We start from the raw sequence: 21,977 nt of genomic DNA, 5'->3' as shown, positions 1-21,977 counted from the left end.
CGGTCGCGGAGGCGCCCGGTCGGGTCAGGCGGGCCCGGCCACGCCGACCAGGGTGCCCTCGGGGTCGGCGAAGTGGCCCACCACGAGCATCCCGTTCGGGTTCGCGGCAGGGCCGAGCACGCGCGTGCCGCCGAGCCGCTCGGCCTCCCGAAGGGCGGCCTCGACGTCGGGCACTCCGACGTAGAAGAGCGCGTGCGGTGCCCGGCCGGGCCCACCGCCGACTCCGCCGGGGATGCCGAACCCGCGCGGCGTATCCGTGTCGTCGCCCGCTTCTCCGCCGTCGTCGTCGAGCCCGGATGCCGGCACGGTGACGCTCGGTGCCTCGATGAAGCCGTATTGCCCCGCGTCGGAGATCTCGGGCGCCACGGGAGAGGTCGTGTCGAACCTCCATCCGAACAGTGCGGCGTAGAAGGCACGGAGCGCCGGGGCATCCGCGCCGATGATCTCGAAGTGCACGACCGGGTTCGTCTCGCCGTTCATTCCCGAGACACTACGCCGTTGCGGGCCTCAGCGGAACGACAGCACCTCGGGCCCCCAGGCCTCACGGATCTCGGGATCGGGGTCGTCGACGACGGCGTCGTCGCGGTCGATGATCAGGGTGCGACGACCCGCCTCGTCGTACTGCGGCCACTCCAGCGGGGCGGCGTCGGCCTCCGGCGACCGCCCGTGTGCGAAGGCGAGCCACCGCGCCTGCATCCGCGCCGAGACCCGCAGCGCCTCGGGCCGCCCGCCGAGCCGGAACACGATGTCCTTGCCCCGCGGTGCGAACGACCCGAAGACGTAGGCGAGTTCGGCGGCGTGCGTGGCGCCGATGCCCGTCACCCGCAGGAGCGGTGTGGCGTGGTCGAAGCGGTACATCCAGGTGGGCGCGAAGCGACTGTGCGCTTCGGCGAGCCAGATCGACGGCATCCGGAACCCGGCATCCCGCGAGACCTCCGCGGGGGTGCGGCGGCGGGGATACGCCGGGTAGGCGCCCGTGATTCGTTTGCCGACGCCCTCGAATTCGGGGCGGTCGGCGGCGATCTCGGTGAACATCCGCTCGACCGACTCCGTGGTGATCGGCAGCAGCGGCGAACGCATCAACTTGAAGAACGACGACTCGTCGTGGTTCGTGCCGATGATGAGCGGGATGCGCGGGGCGCGACCCTCTCTGAACACCGTGAGCGGCGCATCCGGCAGCACGTCGTCGCCCTGCACCGGGGCCATCGCCAGCGTTCCCGGCACCTGGCTCGAGACCTCATGCACCAGCTCGGCTCCGGCGTCGACCAGATCGAGCGGATCGAGGTCGCGAAGCCGCTGCACCTCCTCCGATTCGATGCCCACGATCTCGAGGAACCGCCGCGCCACCGAGGCCGCCCGCGGCTGACCGTAGACGGAGGTGACGGGGGCGCTCTGAGCGATGGCACGGTGGAACAACCCGGTCGCGAGCGGCGAGGCCATCAGGGCGATGACGGATGCGCCTCCCGCCGATTCGCCGAACAAGGTCACGTTGCCGGGGTCGCCGCCGAACCGGGCGATGTTGTCGCGCACCCACTCGAGGGCGAAGATCTGATCGCGCAGACCCACGTTCGAGTCGAAACCGTGGCCGAAGCTCGAGGCGCCGTCGGAGCTCGAGAAGCTCGAGAAGTCGACGAAGCCGAGCACGCCGAGCCGGTAGTTGATGCTCACCGCCACGACGTCACCGTTCTCGGCCAAGTGCCGGGCGTCGTAGTAGCGCTGGCCGGTGGAGCCTTGGAAGTAGCCGCCGCCGTGAATCCACACCATCACGGGCTTGGCGTCGATCGTGTTGGCCGGAGCAGCGCCGCGCGGCGCCCAGATGTTCAGGCTCAGGCAGTCCTCACTGATCGGGATGCCCGGATCGACGTCCATCGACCTCAGGACCCGCTGCGGCGCCATCGGACCGAAACGGGTCGCGTCGCGGAGTTCGGCCCAGGGCGCGGGCGCCGTCGGCCGCCGGAACCGCCGGTCGCCGATGGGGGCGGCGGCGAACGGGATGCCCTTCCAGCTCAGTACACCGCCCTCACGCGCACCTCGCACCGCACCGGCGGTGGTGTGGCGGACGAGTGTCTCCTGCTCGACGAGCGTCATAGGCCAGATGGTAGTACGGCAACCTCACGAGCCAGGAACCGGACGCTCAGGTACCGGCGACGCGCGGGGGGCGGGTGCGGCGCGGGAGCCGCTCGAGGTCGTCGACCGCCGGGCCCTCGAGTCGCGTGCCGTCGGCCGCGAAGCGGGAGGCGTGCAGCGGGCAGTCCCAGGAGCGCTCGGCGTCATTCCAGTGCAGCACGCCCCCGAGGTGGGTGCAGACGGCGCTCACGGCACAGGTCGTGCCCTCGACGGTCGAGATGCCGACCGGGCGACCACTCGCATTCGCGACCACCCCTTCCCCCTCCTCCGGTCGCGCGATCGGGGTCGACTCCTTCTCGGCACCGAGCCACCCGGCGAGCGCCGCCGCGCCCACCTGGGCAAGCGCGTTGGCTCCGCGGGCGAGGTCGGTGGGCAGCGTCATCCGGGTGCTCAGCACCTGATGCCAATGCCGCCGTTCGCGCCACGGATCGCCGAAGATCTCGGCGCAGATCCGGATGCCCGCCGCCACCCCGTTCGTCATGCCCCATTTCGCGTAGCCGGTGGCGAGATAGATGCGGCCGCGCCCTCGGGGCAGGGCACCGACGAAGGGGATGAGGTTGTGCGACTCGTAGTCCTGCGCCGACCAGGCATGCGTCATCCGGGCGCCCGGGAAGAAGGTCTGGCCCCAGTCGCGCAGGTCGTCGACGAGTTCGGCCTCCGACTCGGCTCCCGGGCGCCCGACCTCGTGGCCGTTGCCGCCGAGCACCAGCAGATCGCGCCCGTCGCGCGGCGCCGTGCGCACTGAGCGGGAGTGAGCGGAGTCGCCGATCGAGAGGAACATGCCTTCGGGGAGGTCGCCGGGGCCGGCATCCGGAATCTCGAGAGCCATTCCGTACGACCGCTGGCCGTGGGTCTTGGCGAAGTAGAGACCGCGGTCGAGGATCGGCGTCGCGGTGGCCAGAACGACGTTGCTGCCCCGCACCTCTCCCGCCGAGGTCGTCACCCGGGCCGGCGAGCTGGCCCGCACGCGGGTGACGCGCACGCGGGTGTGGATGGTGCCGCCCGCCGCGATCAGCTCGCGGGCGAGGGCGTCGAGCGCATCCATCGCGTCGAATTGGGCCTGGTCGGGCAGCGCCACACCGAAGGCGAAGGGGAACGGCACGTCGACACCTTCCACCAGCGACACCGGCAGACCGGCCTCGCGCGCGGCACGGTATTCGGCTTCCACGACGTCGGCGCCCGTGCGGTGCTGGGCGTAGCTGTAGGCCGTGCGGCGCTGCACCGGCGCCCCCGCGCGGTCGCAGAAGTCGAGAAGCCACTCCTGGCCGTCGCGGTTCGCGTCGACGTAGGCCTGGAGCACCCGCCGAGGATGGTGCGCGCGGATCGTGGACAACCGGCTTCCCTGCAACAGCGAGATCTTGCCGGTCGTGTTGCCTGTGGCGAGTGCGCCGATCTCCCGCGCCTCGAGCACCACAACGCGGCGACCCGCTTCGGCGAGCATCAGCGCGGTCGAGAGCCCCGTGATGCCGGCGCCCACCACGACGTCGTCGTACTCTTCGTCCGCCATGAACGGGTGGGTGGGGATCGGCTGACGTCCGTCGAGCCACAAGGACTGCATTCCTCCAGTACACACCGACGATCGGCTGCGCGCCCCGTGCACGGCAAGCTCTGTGGTTTCGCGCATGGCTCGACAGCGGAGCCGCCACATGCCTACGGTGGGAATTGCGGATCGGCCCGACTCCGCAGCCCACCTCACGTTTGCGAATGGAGCAGTGATGTCCGACCTGAACGAACGGATCGACGAGCCCGACGAGACCAAAGAGTTCTCGCTCTCGGATCAGGACCTCGAAGACGTCGATCTGAACGACACCGACGAACTCGACGATGTCGAAGACGTCGAGGCCGACTCGGTCGACCCGATCTTCGACGACGACGAGGAAGTGCTCAACGACAACCTCGGCTACGAGGAGTAGCGGCGAGGCGTGGGCCGGGCGATCGCTGACAGCCGCGGGGGCGCGTGAGTGCCTGCGGCTGATCGAAGGGAACGCCCGGCTCGGCTCGCAGCTCGACGCCCTTCTGCCTCCTGGCCGCGACGCGCAGGCCCTGCTCGAACAGCGACGCGACGGAACGTTCGGCACCCGCGCAGAGCGACGGCAGCTCGACACCCTCGAACACGCGGTCTACCGCCCCGGCGCCTCCGTCGAGGCCGAGGGCGAACTGGCGGCGCTGCTCTTGCGGTTGCAGGCCGACCAGGAGGCGCTCGACCGCGCCGTCGCGGCGAGCGGGATGCTCGACCAGGGCGCCTCCGGGTCGCTCACGACCTCGATGCCCGCCCCTTCGCAGCACGCGAAACCGGCGGAGGCAGCGGCACCGGCACCGGCACCGGCGGGTGCCGCCGCTCTTGGTCGCCGGCCGAGTCCGCGCTGGTGGACGCGATCGGGCCTCCTGTTCGCGGCGCTCGGCGTCGCGGCGATCGCGGGCATCACTGTCAGCGTGGTGCAGGCATCCGTTCCCCGCCCCTCCTTGGAAGTGTTCGCCGAACCGGCCGAGCCGGCCGACCAGGGGCGCTCGGACTTCGTGAATCAGGTGCTGCTGCAGGGAGTGATGGGCGCCGGCCCGGTGCGTTACCTGGGGGAAATGCAGGGCGTGCGCGTCTTCGCGGCCTTGGTGGGCGACACCTTCCACAATCCGGCCGACCCGCAAGAAGGGGTCTGCCTCACCGCGTTCTTGGGCAGTGATCGCCTGAACTCGTCGACGACGAACTGCGCACTGCGCAGTGACTTCGACCGGCTCGGCGTGGCGGTGTTCTTCACGGAGTCAGATTCGGGCGAGCTCGAATCGAGCGCGACCGCCGACGCCACCCGCGCGATCGTCTGGGGTCCGACGGGTGACCTCCGCGAGGTCGAGGGCGACGAACTCGATCGACTGGTTGCCGCGGGCTGCGCCTCGAACCTGAGCTTTCGCGCTCGGGAGGATTGCGTGCGCTGACGAATCCCAATCGCCGAGGCCGACGGTGTCACGACAGATCGAGCCGCATGAGCACCCGCGGAAAACCGTTCAGCACGGATTCGGTGTCGGCGACCTTCACGAATCCGGCTTTCTCGAACAGCGCCCGTGTGCCGACGTACGCCATGGTGAGGTCGACCTTCTTGCCGCCGTTGTCGACCGGGTAGCCCTCGATCGCGGGGGCACGGTTGGCGCGGGCGAAGTCGATCGCGCCGGCCAGTAGGTGGTGCGAGATCCCTTTTCCTCGATGCCCGGGTCGCACCCGGATGCACCAGACCGACCACACATCGAGGTCGTCGACGTGGGGAATCTTGCGGTTCCCCGCGAAGCTCGTGTCGCGCCTCGGATGCACGCCCGCCCAGCCGATGACCTCCCCATCGCCGTCGTAGGCGAGCACACCCGGCGGCGGCTTCTGGCGCACCAGCTTCTTCACGCGTTCACCACGCTCGAGGCCGTTCAGGGCCAGGTTCTCCTTCGACGGGATGCGATAGCTGAGACACCAGCAGACGTTCGCGTCGGGCCTTTTCGGACCGACCATCGTGGCGACATCGGCGAACGACGTCGCCGGCCGCACCTCGATGGTCATAGGTCTACGATGCCATCGCCTCAGCGAGTCGGCAATGCTCCGCCATCGAGGAGGTGCTGCGAGAGCTCCCACAGCCGGGCCGCATCCGCGGGGTCGAGCGCGTAATCGGCAACGCCGCGTCGGAGCCCTTCGACGAACGCTTCGGCCTCCTGGGCGTCTTCGAAGTAGCGGCCGGTGATGCCCTCGACGAGGGGAGATGCCGCGAGCAGCGCGGAGGTGGCGGCGCCCTGCGGGATGTCCTTCACCGAGACGCCGTCGCTGGATGTCGCCTCGAACGCCGCCGGCGGGGTCGACATGTGGCGTGAGAGTCCGGTGCGGCGCGACTCTCCGGAATGGCCATCACACCCGCGTTGTCCACCAGGATGTGGAGCGGCCCACGCCAGGATGCGACGAACTCCGCGATCGAAGCCTGGTCGGCGAGGTCGAGACGAGCGACGGAGACCGCTGCGCTGCCCCCGTCGGGGCGGGTGCGGATTTCGCCCACACCCGTTCGTCTTCGGCGACGTTGCGCACGGCGAGGGTGACCTCGGCCCCCGCCTGGGCGAGCGCGCGAGCCGTCTCGGCGCCGGTGACGATGGCGCGACGCTCGGAGAGGTCGAGTCCGGCGACCATGTCGTCGGCGGTCGAGGTGGCGCCGAAAGGCGTGGTGAGGCGGGTGGGGGGCATGAGTCTTCCTTCTGTCGTGCGCGGCGCATCCGTTGTAGCCTTAAGCGGAGTCGGGTCCGTTTATCGTAAAACGGAGCCGACTCCGTTTGCAAGCGAGCATGTCACACCGGCAAGGAGAGCACGACCATGGATGCCTTGGACAGCCGGCCGCCCCGCGCCGACGCCCGCGCCAACCGCGAACGCCTGCTCGCCGCGGCGGCCCGAGCGTTCGCCGACGACGGGCCTGCGGCCTCGTTGAAGGACATCGCGAAAGACGCCGGCGTCGGCATCGGCACCCTCTACCGCCACTTCCCGACCCGCGAATCGCTCATCGAGGCAGCACATGAGAACGAGCTGACGCAGCTCTGTGCCGCCGTCGACGGCTTGCTCGCCGAGGAGCCGACCGCCGAAGGCGCGCTGCGCATCTGGCTCGGGCGCTGGATCGACTACCTCCGCGCGAAGGACGGTCTCGCCCGCGCCCTCCGAGCCACTGCCGACAGCGACACCCACGAGGGCGCGCCTCACCGCGGGAGCGGCGTCGCGTTTCCCGGCGCGCGTGCCCTGGCGCTCGACGCCGTGGGTCGCCTCCTGGCGGCCGGAGTGCGCGCCGGCTCGGTGCGCTCCGATGCCGAGCCCCTCGACGTGCTGGTGGCGGGCAACGGCATCGCACTCGCGGCGCTCACGCCCGCGCAGGCCGACCGCCTCCTCGCCTACCTCCTCGACGCCCTCCGCCCTCGCCCCTGACCTGGTCGCGCGTCCGGCCCGCCGCACGCGCCCGCGCGCCTCAGGTGCAAGCCACTCCTGCACAGTGAGGGCAATCCCCTCCGCACTCCACACTCGCGCTGTCTCCGCGGGCGTCCGCCACCTCCTTGGCTACGGTCTTCACATGCAGGCACTCTCCCCCTCCGACTGGGCAGCCTCATGGTTCTTACCATGGGCTCAGACCCCCGGGTTCGGGGGTGTTGCGGCAGTGGTCGCAGCCATGATCGCATTCGCGGCTTCGCGTCACCAAGCACGGTTGCAGCGAGCGGCCCAACGCAAGGAGCAGTGGTGGAAGCGGGCGGAGTGGGCCTTAAATCTCACCTTCAACGACGACGCCACGAGGAGTGAGGTCGGGATCGCCCTACTCGAGGCGCTCGCGTCGAGCGAATGGGCGGGTGAACACGAAGACGATGTGATCGCAGCAGTCATCGACCACCCGATCACCCGACCTCGTGGTGACCTGACTATTTCTCAGCTAAACTCCTCGAGCGATGGAAGGAGACATGGTGATCAAATTTCGACCGATACCACCGCCGACCCAAGCGCTGACTGATGAAGAGAAAGCCATATTGCGTGTGCAGATCGCGGCGGCGCGAGTGCGGGTCGTCATCGACAAGAAGCACAAGCGAACCTCCGACCCGGAGATCGCAGCGCTCGCTGCCCGAGAAAAGCCCTACTAGTTGCAGAAGGCCGGCTGCGTCAGCGCCTCGCCGCAGAGAGGAGCTTGCCGGCCAGCTTCACGGTCACGATACCGGCGACCACCCAGGGCCCCGCGACGATGATCGGGTCGAGCCAAGCGTGGTAGCCGTCGACCCGTCGTCGCCCGATCCGGGAGCGCAGACCCTGGTATCGGAACTCCGCCAGGAGTCCGGTCTCCGTGAGGGGGTTGTCCGGGCGCAGGGTCGCGAACGACTTCACGTGGCTGCCGACCGAGTCGATCCGGTCGCCGGCGATGAGCAGCAGCCAGTGCGCGGCCCGCGCCTCGCTGTAGCGATAGGCGTAGCGTCGAACGGCCCCCGAAACGCCCCGGAGCGGCGCGACCGTGCCGAAGACCGGCGTGAGCATGGAATGTTCGATCGACCGCTCGCGCGGCGAGAGCTCCGGTTGGCGGTCAGGGAAGTCCCAGTGCGCACCGGTGCCCTCGGGAGCGTGCTGCTCCCGAGGCACGGCCGGACGATCGGCGGGATCGAGATCGACACCCCAGCCGGGGATGCGCGCACGGAGTGCGTCGACGCTCTCCCGCGGTGCGGGCTTGTCGGCGATGTAAGGAAGGTCGGGCAAGTCAGACATGTCGGCGTCCTCCTCAGGCGGCGTCGGTGGTGATGATGGTCTTGATGCACCCGTCGAGCTTCGACGAGAACAGGTGGTATCCCTCGGCGATCTCCTCGAGGGGGATGCGGTGGGTCACGATGTCGCTCGGCTTCAGATGGCCGTTCCGCACGTGTTCGAGCAGTCGCGGCCACTGCCGTTTCGCCGGACACTGATTCATCCGGAGCGTGAGCCCTTTGTTCATCGCGTCACCGAACTTGACCGCGCTGAAGATCGGCCCGTACGCGCCCATGACTGACACCGTTCCGCCCTTGCGCACCGAGTCGATCGCCCAGTTCAGGGCGATCGGAGAACCGCCCTGGAGCTTCAACTTCGCGGCCGTCACGTGCTGCACGAGGTTGCCGTCGGCCTCGGCGCCCACCGCGTCGATCACGACGTCGGCCCCGAGATGATCGGTGGCTCGCTTCATGGTCACCACGATGTCGTCGTGTTCGGCGAAGTTGTAGGTCTCGGCATGGGCGAACTCCCGCGCCTTGGCGAGCCGGTACTCGAGGTGATCGACCACGATCACGCGACCCGCACCCATGAACCACGACGACTTCGCCGCGTAGAGCCCCACCGGTCCGGCCCCGAACACCACCACGGTGTCGCCCTCGTGGATGTCGCCGAGCTGGGCGCCGAAATACCCGGTGGCGAGCGCATCCGTCATCAGCAGCGCATCCTCGTCGTCGAGACCGTCGGGGATGACGCTCGGCCCGACGTCGGCGAAGGGCACCCGCACGAACTCGGCCTGACCGCCGTCGTAGCCGCCCGAGGTGTGGGAATAGCCGTAGATGCCACCGACCGCCGTCGCGTTCGGGTTGACGTTGTGGCAGTTGGAGAACAGGCCTCGGGCGCAGAAGAAGCACGACCCGCAAAAGATGTTGAAGGGCACCATCACCCGGTCGCCGACGGCGAGCTTCTCGACCGACGGGCCGACCTCGTGCACGATGCCGATGAACTCGTGCCCGAAGGTGGTGCCCACCCGGGTGTCGGGCATGAGCCCGTGGTAGAGGTGCAGATCGGAGCCGCAGATGGCGGCTTTCGTGACCCGCACGATGGCGTCGTTCGGATGCTCGATCCGGGGGATGTCCTTCTCTTCGATGCGGATCTTGTACGGTCCGCGGTACACCATTGCGCGCACGGCGCCTCCTTCGCAGTCGAACACGGTCGTCGTCGACTCCCAGTGCATCGACCATTCCCGAAGTTCAGGAGGCCCTTGACACCCTCCGGATCAGATGTAAATGGCCGGATCGAGGTAGAAGGCCGGGTCGGTCAACGGGCTGCGCGCATCCGTTCCCCGCTGCAGCCGCGTGAGATCGCGTGCGGGGATGCCGACCAGGATCGCTCCGGAGGGTGCGTCCTTCACCACGACGGCGCCTGCTCCCACGCTGCTGTCGGCGCCGATCGAGACCGGGCCGAGAATCGTGGCGTTCGCCCCCACGACCACCCGATTGCCGAGGGTCGGATGCCGCTTCTCCTGCCGTTCGCTCTTCCCGCCCAGAGTGACGCCGTGGTAGAGCATGACGTCGTCGCCGATCTCCGCGGTCTCGCCGATCACCACGCCCATGCCGTGGTCGATGAACAGCCGCCGGCCAATACGGGCACCGGGATGGATCTCGACGCCCGTGAGGAATCGCGCGAACTGCGAGAGCAGCCGGGCCGGGAGCTTCAAACCCGGACTCCGCCACCACCGATTCGCCACCCGATAGGCCCACACGGCGTGCACTCCCGGGTAGGCGAGCACGACCACGAGCGTGCTGCGCGCCGCGGGGTCGCGCGTGCGCGCCGCATGCACGTCTTCACGCAGGCGCACGAGCAGCCCGGGGCGTGAGCCGCTCCGTCGACCGCCCGCATCAGAACTCACGGATGCGTCCGCCGTCAGTCGACGAGGTCGGCGTACAGCACCGTGGAGATGTAGCGCTCGCCGAAGTCGCAGACGATGGCCACCACGGTCTTGCCCGCGTTCTCAGGCCGCTTGGCCACCTCCAGGGCCGCCCGCATGATGGCTCCCGACGAGATGCCGGCCAGGATGCCCTCCTCGCTGGCGAGTTCGCGCGCGACCCGCAGCGAGTCGTCGAGCGTCACGTCGATGATCTCGTCGTAGACGGTGCGATCGAGGATGTCGGGGATGATGTTGGCACCGATGCCCTGGATCTTGTGCGGCCCTGCGGTGCCCTGCGTCAAGAGCGGGGAGTCGATCGGCTCGACGCCGATGATCTGCACCCCCGGCTTCCGCTCCTTGAGCACCTGACCGACGCCCGTGATCGTGCCGCCCGTACCGATGCCGGCGACGAAGATGTCGACGCCGCCGTCGGTGTCGGCCCAGATCTCCTCCGCGGTGGTGGCACGGTGGATCGCCGGGTTGGCCTCGTTCTCGAACTGCCGCGCGAGGATGGAGTTCGGGGTGGCGGCCACGATCTCGTTCGCCTTCGCAAGCGCCCCCCGGATGCCTTCCGACCCCGGCGTCAGCACGATCTCTGCTCCGTAGGCGCGCATCACGACGCGACGCTCGGTCGATGCCGTCTCGGGCATGGTGAGGATGACCTTGTATCCGCGAGCCGCGCCCACGAGGGCGAGCGCGATGCCGGTGTTGCCGCTCGTGCCTTCCACGATGGTGCCGCCGGGCTTCAGCTCACCCGACTTCTCGGCCGCGTCGACGATGGCGACGCCGATCCGGTCTTTCACGCTGGACGCGGGGTTGTAGAACTCGAGCTTTGCGAGCACGGTCGCGTCGATGCCTTCGGCGAGGCGGTTGATGCGCACCAGAGGCGTACGACCGACGAGCTCGGTGACGTCGTTGTAAATACGAGCAGACATGCGTTCGGCTTTCTTCTTCAGCTGGGCAGGGTCATGGATCGTCTCTGCCAACTCTAGTTCCGCGCGGTGCCCGGCCGCCCGGACATTACGGCGGGACGGGGCTGCTCACCAGCCCGCTCCCCACCGCCCGTCGTCGTCGAGCCGTTCGGGATGGTGGGAGCGACGCCGCAGATCCTGCAACGACACCGGATCGGCGCACGCGAACGCCACCAGATCACCGGCCCGGATGTCGTGCGGCAGCCACGCGTGCGTCGCACCCACCCGAGGGGTCGGCCGCACCGTGACGATCTCGCGCACGGGCGGCACCGGGCGGCCGATCACACGCATCGTTCCCTCGATCGGTCGGCAGACGTCGAGTTCGGCGTCGAGCCAGACTTCGCGGGTGAGTGAGGCGTCGTGGCCGTGAGTGCCGCCGAGTCCGTTCGGGTCGTCGGGCCCGTCAGTGAACACCCCTTCGACGGTGCACACCACGATGGAGCAATAGGCCTGGCCGAGGCTCTCCGGATGCGACCACACCGCCGCCGCGTCGGCCTCGGCGAGCGAACTCCGACGCCCGATGCGCACGGTCGGGGTTCCGGTCGCGGCAGCCGCGGCGACCATCGATTCACCGGCCGCCAGCACATCCGACGGCGTGAAAGAGGTGAACTCCGGCCAGGCCGCAAGATCGGGATGCCGCAATTGCCGGCGCTGATACCACCGGATCGAATGGGAAAGACTCATCCCTCCATCTCAGGCCCCGACGTCGACCCGAGGGCGCATCCTCACGTTTCCCTCGCGCGGTGCGCCGCGATCCTGACGAGCTCCTGCCGCGATCAGCCCTCGATCGGCTTCGCCAGCCCCTCGACCACCTCGACGCCCGGCAACCCGGCCAGCACGGCGCCCGGAAGAATCAGCTTCGACCGCCGGATGCCGCTGCCCACGATGATGGCCGGGCTCGACGCCGCCCGGCCGTCCACGAGCACCGGCCAGTCCGATGGCAGCCCGATCGGCGTGATCCCGCCGTATTCCATGCCGGTGAGACCCACGGCGCGGTCCATCGGCAGAAACGAGGATTTACGCACGTCGAGCCGCCGGCGCACGGCGCCGTTGACGTCGGCGCGGGTGGTGGCGAGCACGACGCACGCTGCGATGCGCTCCTCGCCCTCCGCTTCCCCGCCACCACGACGCAGTTCGCGAGGGTGTCGGCGGCGGGCCCGTAGCTCTCCTGGGTCGCTGCCGTGTCGGAGACGGACGGATCGATCTCCACCACGCCCACCTCATCCTGAACCCCGGATGCGACGAGCGCTTCCCAGACCGGCGGAGCGACGAGATCGGGGCGGGTGGCGACGGGAACGGTGGTCAGCGCACCGAGCGTGAAGAGGGCCATGCCACGATTCTGCTACGCCGCAGTGTGCTGGGCGGACTGCCGGCGCTGCAGCGACTCGAGCGCCGAGCCGAGCACCACCAGCTCGTCGGCCACCGCCGCGAGGTTCCGTTCCTGCGCCTCGATCGGCTGGAACGCGCCCTCGTCGTCGAGCTGACGGGCGGCGAACGGAATCTCGACGGCCGCCGAGGCGGGCACCAGCCCCACGGCGGCGAGCACCGGCTTCAGTGCGAGCACGCCGCGCGTGCCGGCCGAGATGCCGCCGTAACTCACGAAGCCCACGGGCTTCCGGAACCACTCGTTGTGCAGGAAGTCGATCGCGTTCTTCAGCGCCGGCGAGAAGCTGTGGTTGTACTCGGGCGTCACGAACACGAAGCCGTCGGCCGCGTCGACGCGCTCGCTCCACTCCAGCGTGTGCTGGTGCGTGTAGTTCTGCAGTCGTGGATGGTTCGGCTCGTCCATCAGCGGCAGCGCCACCTCGGCGAGATCGACCAGATCGACCTCGACTCCGTCGTGACCGGCGAGGGCGTTGCTCACCCATTCGGCGATCGGCAGTCCGATGCGCCCCGGGCGCACACTTCCGACCACAACCATGATGCGTGTCATGCGAGAACCCCCGCTGTCTCCGGTCACCCGGCTCGATGTGTGATTTCGTTCAGCTGCATTAACGACATCAGGTGGGAACGAATTCCCTCGAGCAGGACTTTCGGAGACAGCGGGGGTTCAGCGGAGGCGGATGGGCCCCGTCCAAGCGGCGGTCAGTTGCAGGTGACAGGGACGCCGTTGACGATGTGCTCTCCCGGACCGAGGTCGCCACAGGTGGCGATCAGCGCCGAGGTGCCGGCGACTATCGCGACGATGAGGATGATGATCCCGATGATCGAGAGCACGATGCCGACGATCGAGATGATGAGACCGGCCTTGGCGGGGCCATTCGGCACACCGGCAGCCTTCGATTGGCGCCCGCCGATGATGCTGACGATGAGACCGGCGACGGAAGCCGCGAACGGGATGATGACGAGCCCTACCAGAGAGAGCACCAGACCCACGATGCCGAGCGTCTTGCCCGGAACCGGAGCGGCGGGGGCGCCGTAGCCCGGCTGATAGGCCGGGGCTCCGGGTGGGGGCGCGGACTGGTATTGCGGAGCCGCCGGCGGCGGAGGTGGAGCGGCGTCGTACGGCGGTGCCGCGGGAGGCGCCGGCGGGGGAGGCGGAACAGGCTGCTGCGGCGGAACCGAAGCGCCGCTGGGCGGCTGATTCTCGTCGGTCATGAGCGGACTACCCTTCTCTGGACGAACCAAGATGATTCGAACAGTACCGCTAAGCGGCTTCCCCGTCGCGGTTTTCGCCGGTCCGGCGCGTTTCCGCGGAGGCGCTAGCGTGGAGGGCGAACATCCGTTGCTGAAGGAGAACCCGCCCGTGGCCGCAGTCCGCCCCTTGTCCGGCGCCCGCATCGATCTCGAAGCGGGCGACTATCGCGCCTCGATCGCTTCGATCGGCGCCACTCTGCGCGTGCTGCAGCACCGCACCCGAAACCTGGTCGTGCCGTTCGAGGTCGACGAACAGCGCCCGGCCTACCGCGGCGTCACCCTCGCGCCCTGGCCGAACCGCGTGGTCGACGGCCGGTACACCTTTGCTGGAGTCGAGGAGCAGCTCGCCCTCACCGAGCCGGCCCGCTCGCACGCTCTGCACGGACTCGTCTCCTGGCTCGACTTCGGCATGGTCGACCGCACGCCCGAGAGCGTCTCGCTGGTGGCCGCGATCGAGGCGCAGACGGGATATCCGCACCGCCTCGAACTGCGGGTCGACTACCGACTCGACGAGGAGGGTCTGCACCAGACCGTCACGGCACGCAACCCGGGCGCCGAGCCCGCCCCCTTCGGAACCGGACCGCATCCGTATCTCGTCGCCGGCCCCGGCCACGTCGACGACTGGACCCTGTCGCTCCCCGCCGAGGAGGTGCTCACCGTCACTCCTGAACGGCTCATCCCGATCGGGCTCTCCCAGGTCGCGGTCGAAGACGGCGGCGTCTTCGACTTCCGCGAAGCCCGCACCATCGGCGACACCTTCATCGACCACGCCTTCACCAATCTGCATCGCAACGGCGGCACGGCCGTCGTGGCCGTGACGGCACCCGACGGCACGGGCGTCGCCATGAGCTTCGGCCCCGAGTGCGAGTGGGTGCAGATCCACACGGCCGACACCCCCGTGCCCGAGACCAGCCGCATCGGCCTCGCCGTCGAACCGATGACCTGCCCGCCGGATGCGTTCAACTCCGGTCACGACCTCATCGTGATCGCTCCGGAGGAGAGCGCGTCGGCTAGCTGGACGATCTCGGCGATCGGCTAGGCCCGAACCTCAACCCCCAGTCAGGCCGCCTGCGCGGCCGGGCTGACCTCAGCGGCGGTGTCATCCGCATCCGGAAGGCTCGCCCGGCGGTAGGCCTTGTGGTGCCGCGGGATGAACACCGTGAACACCACTCCCACCACGGCGGCGACGGCGGAGATCACGAACGCCAGTTGGAACGCGGATGCGCTCGGCGTCGTGACGTCGCCGACGGTCACCAGATTCGTGGAGAGCACCACGCCGAGTACCGCACTTGCCACTGTGGAGCCGAGCGTGCGCATCACCGAGTTCAACCCGTTCGAGGCCGCCGTCTCGGTCGCCGGCACGGCGCCCATGATGAGGTTGGGCATCGAGGCATACGCGAACCCGACGCCGAAGCCCACGGCCGTCGCGATCACGATGGTGTGCCAGACCTCGCTCATCAAGAAGATCGCCAGCACGTAGCCCACGGCGATGATGGCGATGCCGAGCAGCAGGCTCGTGCGCGCTCCCCGAGCGCGGGTCAGGCGGGCGGCGACGGGCGACATGGCCCACATGATGAGGCCGCTCGGCATGAGACAGAGGCTTGCCACGAGCATCGTCTGGCCGAGCCCGACCCCGGTGCCGGTGGGCGCCTCGAGGAGTTGCGGCAGCACGACCGTGCTGGAGAAGAAGGCGAAACCGACGGTCACCGAAGCGAGGTTCGTGAGCAGCACGGTGCGACGTGCCGCCACCCGCAGGTCGATCAGCGGACTGGTCGTGCGCAGCTCGAACCAGCCCCAGAGCACCAGCACCACGGCGCCGCCGATGATCGTGCCGAGCGTGGCCGGGCTCCCCCAGCCCCAACTGCCGCCCTTCGAGACGCCGAGCAGGATGCCGACGAGACCGATTCCGAGACCGACCGCGCCGATCACGTCGAAGCTGCCCTCACTCCGCAGTGTGCTGACCGGAATCAACTTCCACACCAGCAGGAAGCCGAGCGCCGCCAGCAGGCCCGACACCACGAACAGGAAGTGCCAGTCGAGGTACTGCGAGATGACCGCGGAGACCGGCAGACCGACTGCACCTCCGACGCCGAGCGTGGCACTGACCAGAGCGACCGCACCACCCAGCCGGTCGCGGTGCAGCACGTCGCGCAGGATGCTCACGCCGAGCGGGATCACGCCGATCCCGGCCCCTTGCAGGGCACGGCCCACGATCAGCGGCAGGAGGCTCGAGGAGAGTCCCGCGATCACCGAACCGGCCACCACCAGCACGAGAAGTGCGAGCACGACGCGGCGTTTGCCGTAGAGATCGCCGAGCCGGCCCGCGATCGGTGTGGAGACCGCCGCCGCGAGGAGGGTGACCGTCACCGCCCAGAGCGAGTCCTCGACCGAGACGTTCAGCAGCTCGGGGAGCTCCGGCACCAGCGGCGTGAGCAGCGTCATCATGAACGCGGCCACGAGGCCGGTGAAGGCGAGGGCGAAGACCACCGCTCGCTGGTTGACGGGTCGGCGCAGCCGTGCGCGTTCCGCCTCGGTCGGCCCGTCGTCGTGTGTGCTGTCAGTCACGAAAGTAATTGCCCCCAGTCAAGTAGTCAGGGGGGTCAACCTCACCTCGTGCGGGAGTATTCCACCCGGATTCCGCGGATCGCGATAATAAGGGGCATGCACACTGAGCGCGGCTTCGATCGGCTGGTCAACTTCAGCGACGCGGTGGTGGCGATCGCGATCACCCTGCTCATCCTGCCGCTGGTCGACACCGCGACCGAATTGAACGACAAGACGGTGTCGGAGTTGCTGGTCGACAACTGGCTGAAGCTGCTCGTCTTCGTCATCAGCTTCGCCGTGATAGGGCGGTTCTGGCTCGCCCACCACCGCATGTACGAGAACATCGCGGGCTACAACAAACCGCTGCTCTGGGTCAACCTCTTCTGGCTGCTCACGATCGTCTTCCTGCCCTTCCCCACCGAGCTGATCGCGGCGGGCAGCGGCGACAACTCCCCCGCGACCTCGGCGCTCTACGTCGGCACGATGGTGCTGTCGAGCTTCTCCGGCACGGGACAGATGATCATCATCCTGCGAAGCCCCGAACTGCAGACGCCCGAGGCGCGCGGCACGCTGACCCTCGTGCCGTCGCTGGTCGCGTCGTCGATGATGTTCGCGGTGTTCCTCGTGGTCGTGATCTTTCCGCAGCTGGGATTGTTCTCCCTGTTCGGGCTCGCCCTGACGGGGCCTGTGCAGGCCATCGTCGAGCGCGTGCGGAGGCGCTCCGCGACGCCGGTGGCCTGATCACCCCGCCGACCGGGGCCGCGGTTCAGAGGCGGTCGTGTTCGGCGGAGGCGCGCGGGATGAGCGGCACCGCCACCGCCGGGAAGAGCGCCACCGCCACGAAGGCGAGCGGGAACCCCACCAGCCCGATCAACGCGCCCACCGCCGGCCCCACGACCGAGGCGCCGACGAACTGCGCGGTGTTCTGCGCCCCGAGCGCCCGGCCGGCCCAGGCCGAGCCGGCGACCTCGGCCACCGAGGTGAAGGCGAGCCCGTTGTCGGCCACCGTGATCGTGGTGGCGAGCACGAACATCACGGCCACCACCGCCCACGGGGCCGACACCACGTCGAGGCCGGCGAGCACGAGCATCGCCGCCGCCGCCGCGATCGCGACGTAGGCCAACGGCCGAACCCGGCTGCCCATCCGGTCGCTCAGCACGCCAACGGCGATACGCCCGAGCGCGCCCACGAACTGCGCGACACCCACCAGCACCCCGGCGGTGAGCGCATCCAGGCCAACATCGGTGATGAGCCAGACCAGCCCGAAGGTCGAGAGGGTGAACTGCGGCACCACGAGCAGCACCGAGACGGCGTGGATGCGCCACAGGAAGCCGCTCGAACGGTAGGGGTTCTGGGGGCGACGAGTGGGCGCATCCGTCGATCTCGCCCGGGGAACGGATGCACGCGGCGGATTGATGACGCCGATCGCGCAGGCCACCGCGAACACCGCGGTCATGACGAACGGCACCGCCAGCGCAGCGCCCACGCCTGCCGTGCTCGCGAGGGTCGGCACCAGCAACGCCGAGATCGTGACGCCGAGCGGCTGCGCCATCTGGCGCACACCCATGGCGAGGCCGCGGCGGTCTTTGGGGAACCAGCCCACCACGACGCGCCCGCTCGCCGCGTTCGCGCTGGCGGAGGCCGCGCCGCCGAGCAGGAGGAACAGCCCCAGCGCGATGTAACCTTGCGCCTGCATGGCCCCGAAGGCGGCGAGCGCGGTGAGAGCGAGGCCGCCGGCGATCACCCATTTCTCGCCGATGCGGTCGGCGAGGGCGCCCCAGGCGATCAGGGTGAGCACCATGCCGATGGTGGGCGTGGAGGCCAGGAACCCGGCTTCGGCGAGCGTCAGGCCGCGTTCGGTGTGGAGCAGCGGGATCAGGAAGGCGGGGGTGCTGACGAAGACGGTGCCGGAGATCTGGGCACCGAGCCCGAGGGCGAGCACGGTCCAAGCGCGCGCCGCTCGCGGAAAGGGGGCGCGCGGCGCGGCAGCGCGTGGTGCTGGGGTTCGGAGGTCATCGTGCACTATCCTGACGGTACACCATTTTGGTATACCACCCTGGTGTACCGTTCGCGATCGGGAGCAGATGACCCCCACCAGCCCACCCACCCCCCAGGGTTCCCTCGCCGACCCCGGATCGCAGACCCTGCACCTCTACGAACGGCTGCGCTCCGCCGTGCTGAACCTCGACCTGATGCCCGGCGAGCGACTCACTGAACGGGGTCTCGAGGCCACCTTCCACGCCTCGCGCACACCCGTGCGCGCCGCGCTCATGCGCCTCGAGACCGAAGGGCTCGCGCAGCGCGACGGGCGGGGGTGGATCGTGGCGCCGATCGACATCGACGAGATCCGCGCGTTGGCCGAACTGCGCGAAGCCGTCGAGACGGCAGCGGTGCGGTTGGCTGTGCTGCGCGCATCCGACGCCGACGTCGCTGGGCTCGCCGAACTGCTCGAGACGGCGCGACCAGGGGGCGACGAGGAGGAGGTCGTGCGGGCGGGCGGCGACTTCCACGTCGAGCTCGCATCGCTCTCGGGCAATGCGCCGATGACGGACGCGGTGCGCGGCGCGATGACGCGGCTCGCCCGCACCCGGTGGCTCGAGGTGCGCACCGCCGAGTCGCGGGAGCACGCGTGGGGCGAACACCGCGCCGTGGTCGACGCATTGCGGGAGCGCGATGCCGAGCAAGCGGCGCTCCTGCTCGCGTTGCACATCCGGTCGACGAACGAGAGGCTCGTCGATCACCTGGCCGGCGAGCGCCGCCGCCTGCGGGCTACCGGCCTCTCGATCGTGGAGGCCCCACCGCGCTCCACACCGTAGTGGCGTTCCCCTCGCGCCACGCCGGACTTCTCCAACCCTCCCGGCAGCCCCCGCCCGTAGCAGCCGCGGCCGCCATCTCGTTTGGAGAAGTCCGCACCCCGCACTCACCTGAGGCCGCGAGTCAGGGGTGGGACTGCAGGAACTCCACCGTCGCCTGCTTGAAGACGCGCGAGGTGATGGCGTCGAGGTGGTTGCGCCCGGGGAGCGACAGGAACGAGGCGTGCGGGATGCGTGCCGCGAGCTGTTCCGATTCGGCGGCGATGTCGTCGTCGCTGCCCGCCACGATCAGCATGTCCTGGCGCGGAATCCTCGCCGCCGGGCGGAACTCCCGCCGTCGCACCGCCTCGGCCAGTCGCAGCAGCGCGTGCGGATCGTTGTCGCGCGTGGCCCGCATCATGGCGAGGTAGCGGGCGGTCACCGGTTCATCCACCGCTGCCGACCGTTCCACCGCGGCGCGCGCCTGAGCCAGGTCGAAGCCCACGAAGGAGCCCGACACCGGAAGCCCGCCCAGCACCAGCGAGCGCACGCGGTGTGGATGCCGCAGCGCGAACTCCCAGGAGAGCCGTGCCCCCAGCGAGTAGCCGAGCAGGTGAGCGTGTGCGACGCCCGACTCGTCGAGCACCGCCACCAGATCGGCGAGGAAGCGCGACGGACCGTAGGCGCTGATCGCCCGCGGCCGATCACTCTCGCCGTGGCCCCGCAGATCGACGGCGATGCCCGAGAAACCACCCTCGGTGAGCGGACGGGCCCAGCCGGCCCGCAACCAGTTGCCGTCGCGGCTCGACGCGAAACCGTGCACGAGCAGCACCGGCGGATGCGTCGGGTCGCCGAACCGCTCGTAGGCGATCCGCACGCCCTGCGACAGAACGACAGGCACCCTTCGAGCCTAAACCGCCCACGCGACAGCCCAGCCCGGTGCCCGAATCCCTGGCGGGTCGCGGCCGGCGCTCTACAGGGCGCCGCACGCCCGCCGCGATCCGGCACTCGCCCAGTGCCCCGACCGTGGCCGATAATGAACGCGTGCCACCCGCATCCGACGCCGCCCGGCCGATCGCCGACACGGCGCGTTGCCCGTGCCTGAGCGGAGACGTCTACGGCGAGTGCTGCTGCCCGTTCCACCGCGGCGAGTCGCACGCTCCCACCGCCGAGCGGCTGATGCGCTCGCGGTACTCCGCCTTCGCGGTGGGCGACCCGGCCTACCTGATGGAGACGTGGCATCCTGACTCCCGGCCGGGCGATCTCGAACTCGACCCGGCCATCCGTTGGTTCCGGCTCGACATTCTCGGCCGTACGGGCGGCGGAGTGTTCGACTCCGAGGGAACGGTCGAGTTCGAGGCATACTACCGCGTGCGCTCGACGGCCCCCGACGCTCCCTCCACGTCTGGCTCGCAGCACGAGAACAGTCGTTTCAGGCGCACCGGCGGCCGGTGGTTCTATGTCGACGCCGCCTGACCCCGATACGAGACGTCGAGGGCGTGTGATCCGCCGCATCCTCACCGGCGTGGGTCTGGTGCTCGCCATCGGGCTCGGACTGGCGATCGCCTCCGGGTTCTGGACCGCCGACCGCCGCATCGCAGAAGGGGCTCTGGAGGAGGCGACCGAGGCGCCGTTCTATCGGTTGCCCGATCCGGTGCCGTCGGCCGCACCGGGAACCGTCCTCCGTTCCGAACCGATCCTCAGCGCACCGAACGGCGCGAAGGCCTGGCGCATCCTCTACCACTCCACCGATGTGCACGGCACCGACATCGTGGTCTCCGGCGTCGTCGTGGCGCCCGACGCCCCGGCCCCGCCCGGTGGCCGACCGATCGTCTCCTGGGCTCACCCCACCACGGGTGCCGCCCAGCGCTGCGCGCCGTCGCTCGGCATCGACCCCTTCGACCTCATCGAGGGACTGCCGCAACTCCTCGACGCCGGGTACGTGGTGGCGGCGTCCGATTACTCGGGCATGGGGGCCGCCGGTCCCCCCTCTTACCTGATCGGCGACACCGAGGGCAACAACGTGCTCGACGCGGCCCGCGCCGCCCGCGCTCTCGACGGCACGGATGCCGGCACCCGCCTCGTGCTCTGGGGCCACTCCCAAGGTGGCCAAGCCGCGCTCTTCGCGGGGCAGCGAGCCCCGGACTACGCACCCGAGCTCCAGCTCCAGGCGGTCGCGGTCGCGGCTCCGGCCACGAACCTCGCCGAGTTGCTGAAGGCCGATGTCGGAGACGTGTCGGGCGTGACGATCGGGTCATACGCCTTCGCGGCATACTCCTCCGTCTTCGGTCCGTCGACGCCGGGCACGACGCTCGACTCCATCCTGACGCCGGAGGGCGCCGCGGCGACCGACACGATGGCAGGCCTCTGCCTGTTCGGCCAGAACAAGCAGTTGCACGACATCGCGACACCCCTGATCGGCACGTACCTCGCGAGCGACCCCGGCACCACCGAGCCCTGGGCCACCCTGCTCGCCCAGAACACCCCGGGCGGAACCCGGCTGCCCGTGCCGTTGTTCGTGGCGCAGGGCGACACCGATCAGCTGGTGCGCCCCGAGATCACGGCGCAGTTCGTCGCCGAAGAGCGCGCGCTCGGCACGGAGGTGACGTACGAGACCATCGGCGACACCGGGCACGGGCTGGTCGCGCTGCGGGCGGTGCCGAAGCTCGTCGACTGGCTGAAGACCGCGGCCGCTGACGGCACCGCGGGCCGCTGAGTCTCGCGAAGAGGGTTGCGGATGCGCGAAAGCGGCGCACGATGGAGAGCACCGAGAC

The 21,977-nt window shown here is 69.7% G+C and carries 26 protein-coding genes; 9 read left to right on the top strand and 17 right to left on the bottom strand.

The window, feature by feature from the left end; genetic code table 11:
- Window positions 1-24: 24 nt before the first annotated feature.
- Genes N1027_RS06950 through N1027_RS06940 form a run of 3 tightly spaced genes read right to left on the bottom strand, consistent with a single transcriptional unit; the run spans window position 25 to window position 3,685 of the window.
- Complete coding sequence (locus tag N1027_RS06950) at window positions 25-480, bottom strand: VOC family protein (RefSeq protein WP_259506450.1); 456 nt, start codon at window positions 478-480, stop codon at window positions 25-27.
- A 27-nt stretch (window positions 481-507) separates the two neighbouring features.
- A complete protein-coding gene (locus N1027_RS06945; RefSeq protein ID WP_259506448.1) occupies window positions 508-2,088 on the bottom strand; it encodes a carboxylesterase/lipase family protein in 1,581 nt (526 codons plus the stop codon).
- Between the two features lie 46 nt (window positions 2,089-2,134).
- Window positions 2,135-3,685 (bottom strand): FAD-dependent oxidoreductase, encoded by a 1,551-nt coding sequence (locus N1027_RS06940; protein WP_259506446.1) that lies wholly within the window; start codon window positions 3,683-3,685, stop codon window positions 2,135-2,137.
- A 157-nt stretch (window positions 3,686-3,842) separates the two neighbouring features.
- Here N1027_RS06940 and N1027_RS06935 point away from each other — a divergent pair, with 157 nt between their 5' ends.
- Window positions 3,843-4,040 (top strand): hypothetical protein, encoded by a 198-nt coding sequence (locus tag N1027_RS06935; protein ID WP_259506445.1) that lies wholly within the window; start codon window positions 3,843-3,845, stop codon window positions 4,038-4,040.
- Window positions 3,952-5,055, top strand: a complete 1,104-nt coding sequence (locus N1027_RS06930) for a hypothetical protein (protein ID WP_259506444.1) — start codon at window positions 3,952-3,954, stop codon at window positions 5,053-5,055. The genes N1027_RS06935 and N1027_RS06930 overlap by 89 nt, the downstream gene beginning before the upstream one ends.
- 28 nt (window positions 5,056-5,083) lie before the next feature.
- On the opposite strand, the gene N1027_RS06925 is transcribed toward N1027_RS06930, so the two are convergent.
- Genes N1027_RS06925 through N1027_RS06915 form a run of 3 tightly spaced genes read right to left on the bottom strand, consistent with a single transcriptional unit; the run spans window position 5,084 to window position 6,325 of the window.
- A complete protein-coding gene (locus tag N1027_RS06925; protein WP_259506443.1) occupies window positions 5,084-5,659 on the bottom strand; it encodes a GNAT family N-acetyltransferase in 576 nt (191 codons plus the stop codon).
- A gap of 20 nt (window positions 5,660-5,679) precedes the next feature.
- Window positions 5,680-5,955: a hypothetical protein gene (locus tag N1027_RS06920; RefSeq protein ID WP_259506442.1), complete on the bottom strand. Its 276-nt coding sequence runs from the start codon at window positions 5,953-5,955 to the stop codon at window positions 5,680-5,682.
- Between the two features lie 43 nt (window positions 5,956-5,998).
- Window positions 5,999-6,325: a hypothetical protein gene (locus N1027_RS06915; RefSeq protein ID WP_259506441.1), complete on the bottom strand. Its 327-nt coding sequence runs from the start codon at window positions 6,323-6,325 to the stop codon at window positions 5,999-6,001.
- A 126-nt stretch (window positions 6,326-6,451) separates the two neighbouring features.
- On the opposite strand from N1027_RS06915, the gene N1027_RS06910 reads away from it, so the two are divergent.
- Window positions 6,452-7,048 (top strand): TetR/AcrR family transcriptional regulator, encoded by a 597-nt coding sequence (locus tag N1027_RS06910; protein ID WP_259506440.1) that lies wholly within the window; start codon window positions 6,452-6,454, stop codon window positions 7,046-7,048.
- 142 nt (window positions 7,049-7,190) lie between these two features.
- Window positions 7,191-7,619: a hypothetical protein gene (locus tag N1027_RS06905; RefSeq protein WP_259506439.1), complete on the top strand. Its 429-nt coding sequence runs from the start codon at window positions 7,191-7,193 to the stop codon at window positions 7,617-7,619.
- A 146-nt stretch (window positions 7,620-7,765) separates the two neighbouring features.
- Here the strand turns inward: N1027_RS06905 and N1027_RS06900 are convergent, their stop codons facing one another.
- From N1027_RS06900 to N1027_RS06865, 8 genes are all read right to left on the bottom strand, one after another.
- The gene (locus N1027_RS06900) at window positions 7,766-8,356 is read right to left on the bottom strand and encodes a hypothetical protein (RefSeq protein WP_259506437.1); all 591 of its coding nucleotides are present in this window, start codon (window positions 8,354-8,356) and stop codon (window positions 7,766-7,768) included.
- 13 nt (window positions 8,357-8,369) lie between these two features.
- Window positions 8,370-9,518, bottom strand: a complete 1,149-nt coding sequence (locus N1027_RS06895) for a zinc-dependent alcohol dehydrogenase (RefSeq protein ID WP_259506436.1) — start codon at window positions 9,516-9,518, stop codon at window positions 8,370-8,372.
- 90 nt (window positions 9,519-9,608) lie between these two features.
- The gene (gene epsC / locus N1027_RS06890) at window positions 9,609-10,241 is read right to left on the bottom strand and encodes a serine O-acetyltransferase EpsC (RefSeq protein ID WP_259506434.1); all 633 of its coding nucleotides are present in this window, start codon (window positions 10,239-10,241) and stop codon (window positions 9,609-9,611) included.
- A gap of 14 nt (window positions 10,242-10,255) precedes the next feature.
- Entirely contained in the window at window positions 10,256-11,194 is a 939-nt protein-coding gene (gene cysK / locus N1027_RS06885; protein ID WP_259506433.1) for a cysteine synthase A, read from the bottom strand.
- Window positions 11,195-11,299: 105 nt separating this feature from the next.
- Window positions 11,300-11,914 (bottom strand): hypothetical protein, encoded by a 615-nt coding sequence (locus N1027_RS06880; RefSeq protein WP_259506431.1) that lies wholly within the window; start codon window positions 11,912-11,914, stop codon window positions 11,300-11,302.
- Between the two features lie 92 nt (window positions 11,915-12,006).
- Window positions 12,007-12,309 carry a YbaK/EbsC family protein gene (locus tag N1027_RS20265; RefSeq protein WP_443669351.1) on the bottom strand — a complete coding sequence of 101 codons (303 nt, stop codon included), beginning with the start codon at window positions 12,307-12,309 and terminating at the stop codon, window positions 12,007-12,009.
- 263 nt (window positions 12,310-12,572) lie between these two features.
- Window positions 12,573-13,163 (bottom strand): NADPH-dependent FMN reductase, encoded by a 591-nt coding sequence (locus N1027_RS06870; protein WP_259506429.1) that lies wholly within the window; start codon window positions 13,161-13,163, stop codon window positions 12,573-12,575.
- A 152-nt stretch (window positions 13,164-13,315) separates the two neighbouring features.
- A complete protein-coding gene (locus N1027_RS06865) occupies window positions 13,316-13,828 on the bottom strand; it encodes a hypothetical protein (protein ID WP_259506427.1) in 513 nt (170 codons plus the stop codon).
- Between the two features lie 109 nt (window positions 13,829-13,937).
- Between N1027_RS06865 and N1027_RS06860 the strand changes: the two genes are divergently transcribed.
- On the top strand, window positions 13,938-14,906 hold the full coding sequence (locus N1027_RS06860) for an aldose 1-epimerase family protein (RefSeq protein WP_259506424.1): 969 nt from the start codon (window positions 13,938-13,940) through the stop codon (window positions 14,904-14,906).
- A 20-nt stretch (window positions 14,907-14,926) separates the two neighbouring features.
- On the opposite strand, the gene N1027_RS06855 is transcribed toward N1027_RS06860, so the two are convergent.
- The gene (locus tag N1027_RS06855) at window positions 14,927-16,432 is read right to left on the bottom strand and encodes an MFS transporter (RefSeq protein ID WP_259506423.1); all 1,506 of its coding nucleotides are present in this window, start codon (window positions 16,430-16,432) and stop codon (window positions 14,927-14,929) included.
- 96 nt (window positions 16,433-16,528) lie between these two features.
- Here N1027_RS06855 and N1027_RS06850 point away from each other — a divergent pair, with 96 nt between their 5' ends.
- Entirely contained in the window at window positions 16,529-17,152 is a 624-nt protein-coding gene (locus N1027_RS06850; protein WP_259506422.1) for a TMEM175 family protein, read from the top strand.
- Window positions 17,153-17,177: 25 nt separating this feature from the next.
- Here the strand turns inward: N1027_RS06850 and N1027_RS06845 are convergent, their stop codons facing one another.
- Window positions 17,178-18,434 (bottom strand): MFS transporter, encoded by a 1,257-nt coding sequence (locus N1027_RS06845; protein WP_308199782.1) that lies wholly within the window; start codon window positions 18,432-18,434, stop codon window positions 17,178-17,180.
- Window positions 18,435-18,495: 61 nt separating this feature from the next.
- Between N1027_RS06845 and N1027_RS06840 the strand changes: the two genes are divergently transcribed.
- The gene (locus tag N1027_RS06840) at window positions 18,496-19,227 is read left to right on the top strand and encodes a GntR family transcriptional regulator (RefSeq protein WP_259506421.1); all 732 of its coding nucleotides are present in this window, start codon (window positions 18,496-18,498) and stop codon (window positions 19,225-19,227) included.
- Between the two features lie 121 nt (window positions 19,228-19,348).
- Here N1027_RS06840 and N1027_RS06835 read toward each other — a convergent pair whose 3' ends face one another.
- Complete coding sequence (locus tag N1027_RS06835; RefSeq protein ID WP_259506420.1) at window positions 19,349-20,104, bottom strand: alpha/beta fold hydrolase; 756 nt, start codon at window positions 20,102-20,104, stop codon at window positions 19,349-19,351.
- A 143-nt stretch (window positions 20,105-20,247) separates the two neighbouring features.
- On the opposite strand from N1027_RS06835, the gene N1027_RS06830 reads away from it, so the two are divergent.
- On the top strand, window positions 20,248-20,679 hold the full coding sequence (locus tag N1027_RS06830; RefSeq protein ID WP_259506419.1) for a YchJ family protein: 432 nt from the start codon (window positions 20,248-20,250) through the stop codon (window positions 20,677-20,679).
- Between the two features lie 25 nt (window positions 20,680-20,704).
- Window positions 20,705-21,919: an alpha/beta fold hydrolase gene (locus N1027_RS06825; protein ID WP_259506418.1), complete on the top strand. Its 1,215-nt coding sequence runs from the start codon at window positions 20,705-20,707 to the stop codon at window positions 21,917-21,919.
- Window positions 21,920-21,977 lie beyond the last annotated feature (58 nt).

The organism is Herbiconiux aconitum (assembly GCF_024979235.1).
GTDB classification, from domain to species: domain Bacteria; phylum Actinomycetota; class Actinomycetes; order Actinomycetales; family Microbacteriaceae; genus Herbiconiux; species Herbiconiux aconitum.
Note: the sequence above shows the minus strand (reverse complement) of the source record. Positions and strands in the feature narration are given on the sequence as shown.

Excerpts from the sequence above, each read along its gene's own strand:
- N1027_RS06950 (WP_259506450.1), bottom strand. The coding sequence starts at position 480 with ATGAACGGCGAGACGAACCCGGTCGTGCACTTCGAGATCATCGGCGCG.
- N1027_RS06945 (WP_259506448.1), bottom strand. The coding sequence starts at position 2,088 with ATGACGCTCGTCGAGCAGGAGACACTCGTCCGCCACACCACCGCCGGT.
- N1027_RS06940 (WP_259506446.1), bottom strand. The coding sequence starts at position 3,685 with ATGCAGTCCTTGTGGCTCGACGGACGTCAGCCGATCCCCACCCACCCG.
- N1027_RS06935 (WP_259506445.1), top strand. The coding sequence starts at position 3,843 with ATGTCCGACCTGAACGAACGGATCGACGAGCCCGACGAGACCAAAGAG.
- N1027_RS06930 (WP_259506444.1), top strand. The coding sequence starts at position 3,952 with ATGTCGAAGACGTCGAGGCCGACTCGGTCGACCCGATCTTCGACGACG.
- N1027_RS06925 (WP_259506443.1), bottom strand. The coding sequence starts at position 5,659 with ATGACCATCGAGGTGCGGCCGGCGACGTCGTTCGCCGATGTCGCCACG.
- N1027_RS06920 (WP_259506442.1), bottom strand. The coding sequence starts at position 5,955 with ATGTCGACCCCGCCGGCGGCGTTCGAGGCGACATCCAGCGACGGCGTC.
- N1027_RS06915 (WP_259506441.1), bottom strand. The coding sequence starts at position 6,325 with ATGCCCCCCACCCGCCTCACCACGCCTTTCGGCGCCACCTCGACCGCC.
- N1027_RS06910 (WP_259506440.1), top strand. The coding sequence starts at position 6,452 with ATGGATGCCTTGGACAGCCGGCCGCCCCGCGCCGACGCCCGCGCCAAC.
- N1027_RS06905 (WP_259506439.1), top strand. The coding sequence starts at position 7,191 with ATGCAGGCACTCTCCCCCTCCGACTGGGCAGCCTCATGGTTCTTACCA.
- N1027_RS06900 (WP_259506437.1), bottom strand. The coding sequence starts at position 8,356 with ATGTCTGACTTGCCCGACCTTCCTTACATCGCCGACAAGCCCGCACCG.
- cysK (WP_259506433.1), bottom strand. The coding sequence starts at position 11,194 with ATGTCTGCTCGTATTTACAACGACGTCACCGAGCTCGTCGGTCGTACG.
- N1027_RS06880 (WP_259506431.1), bottom strand. The coding sequence starts at position 11,914 with ATGAGTCTTTCCCATTCGATCCGGTGGTATCAGCGCCGGCAATTGCGG.
- N1027_RS06870 (WP_259506429.1), bottom strand. The coding sequence starts at position 13,163 with ATGACACGCATCATGGTTGTGGTCGGAAGTGTGCGCCCGGGGCGCATC.
- N1027_RS06865 (WP_259506427.1), bottom strand. The coding sequence starts at position 13,828 with ATGACCGACGAGAATCAGCCGCCCAGCGGCGCTTCGGTTCCGCCGCAG.
- N1027_RS06850 (WP_259506422.1), top strand. The coding sequence starts at position 16,529 with ATGCACACTGAGCGCGGCTTCGATCGGCTGGTCAACTTCAGCGACGCG.
- N1027_RS06840 (WP_259506421.1), top strand. The coding sequence starts at position 18,496 with ATGACCCCCACCAGCCCACCCACCCCCCAGGGTTCCCTCGCCGACCCC.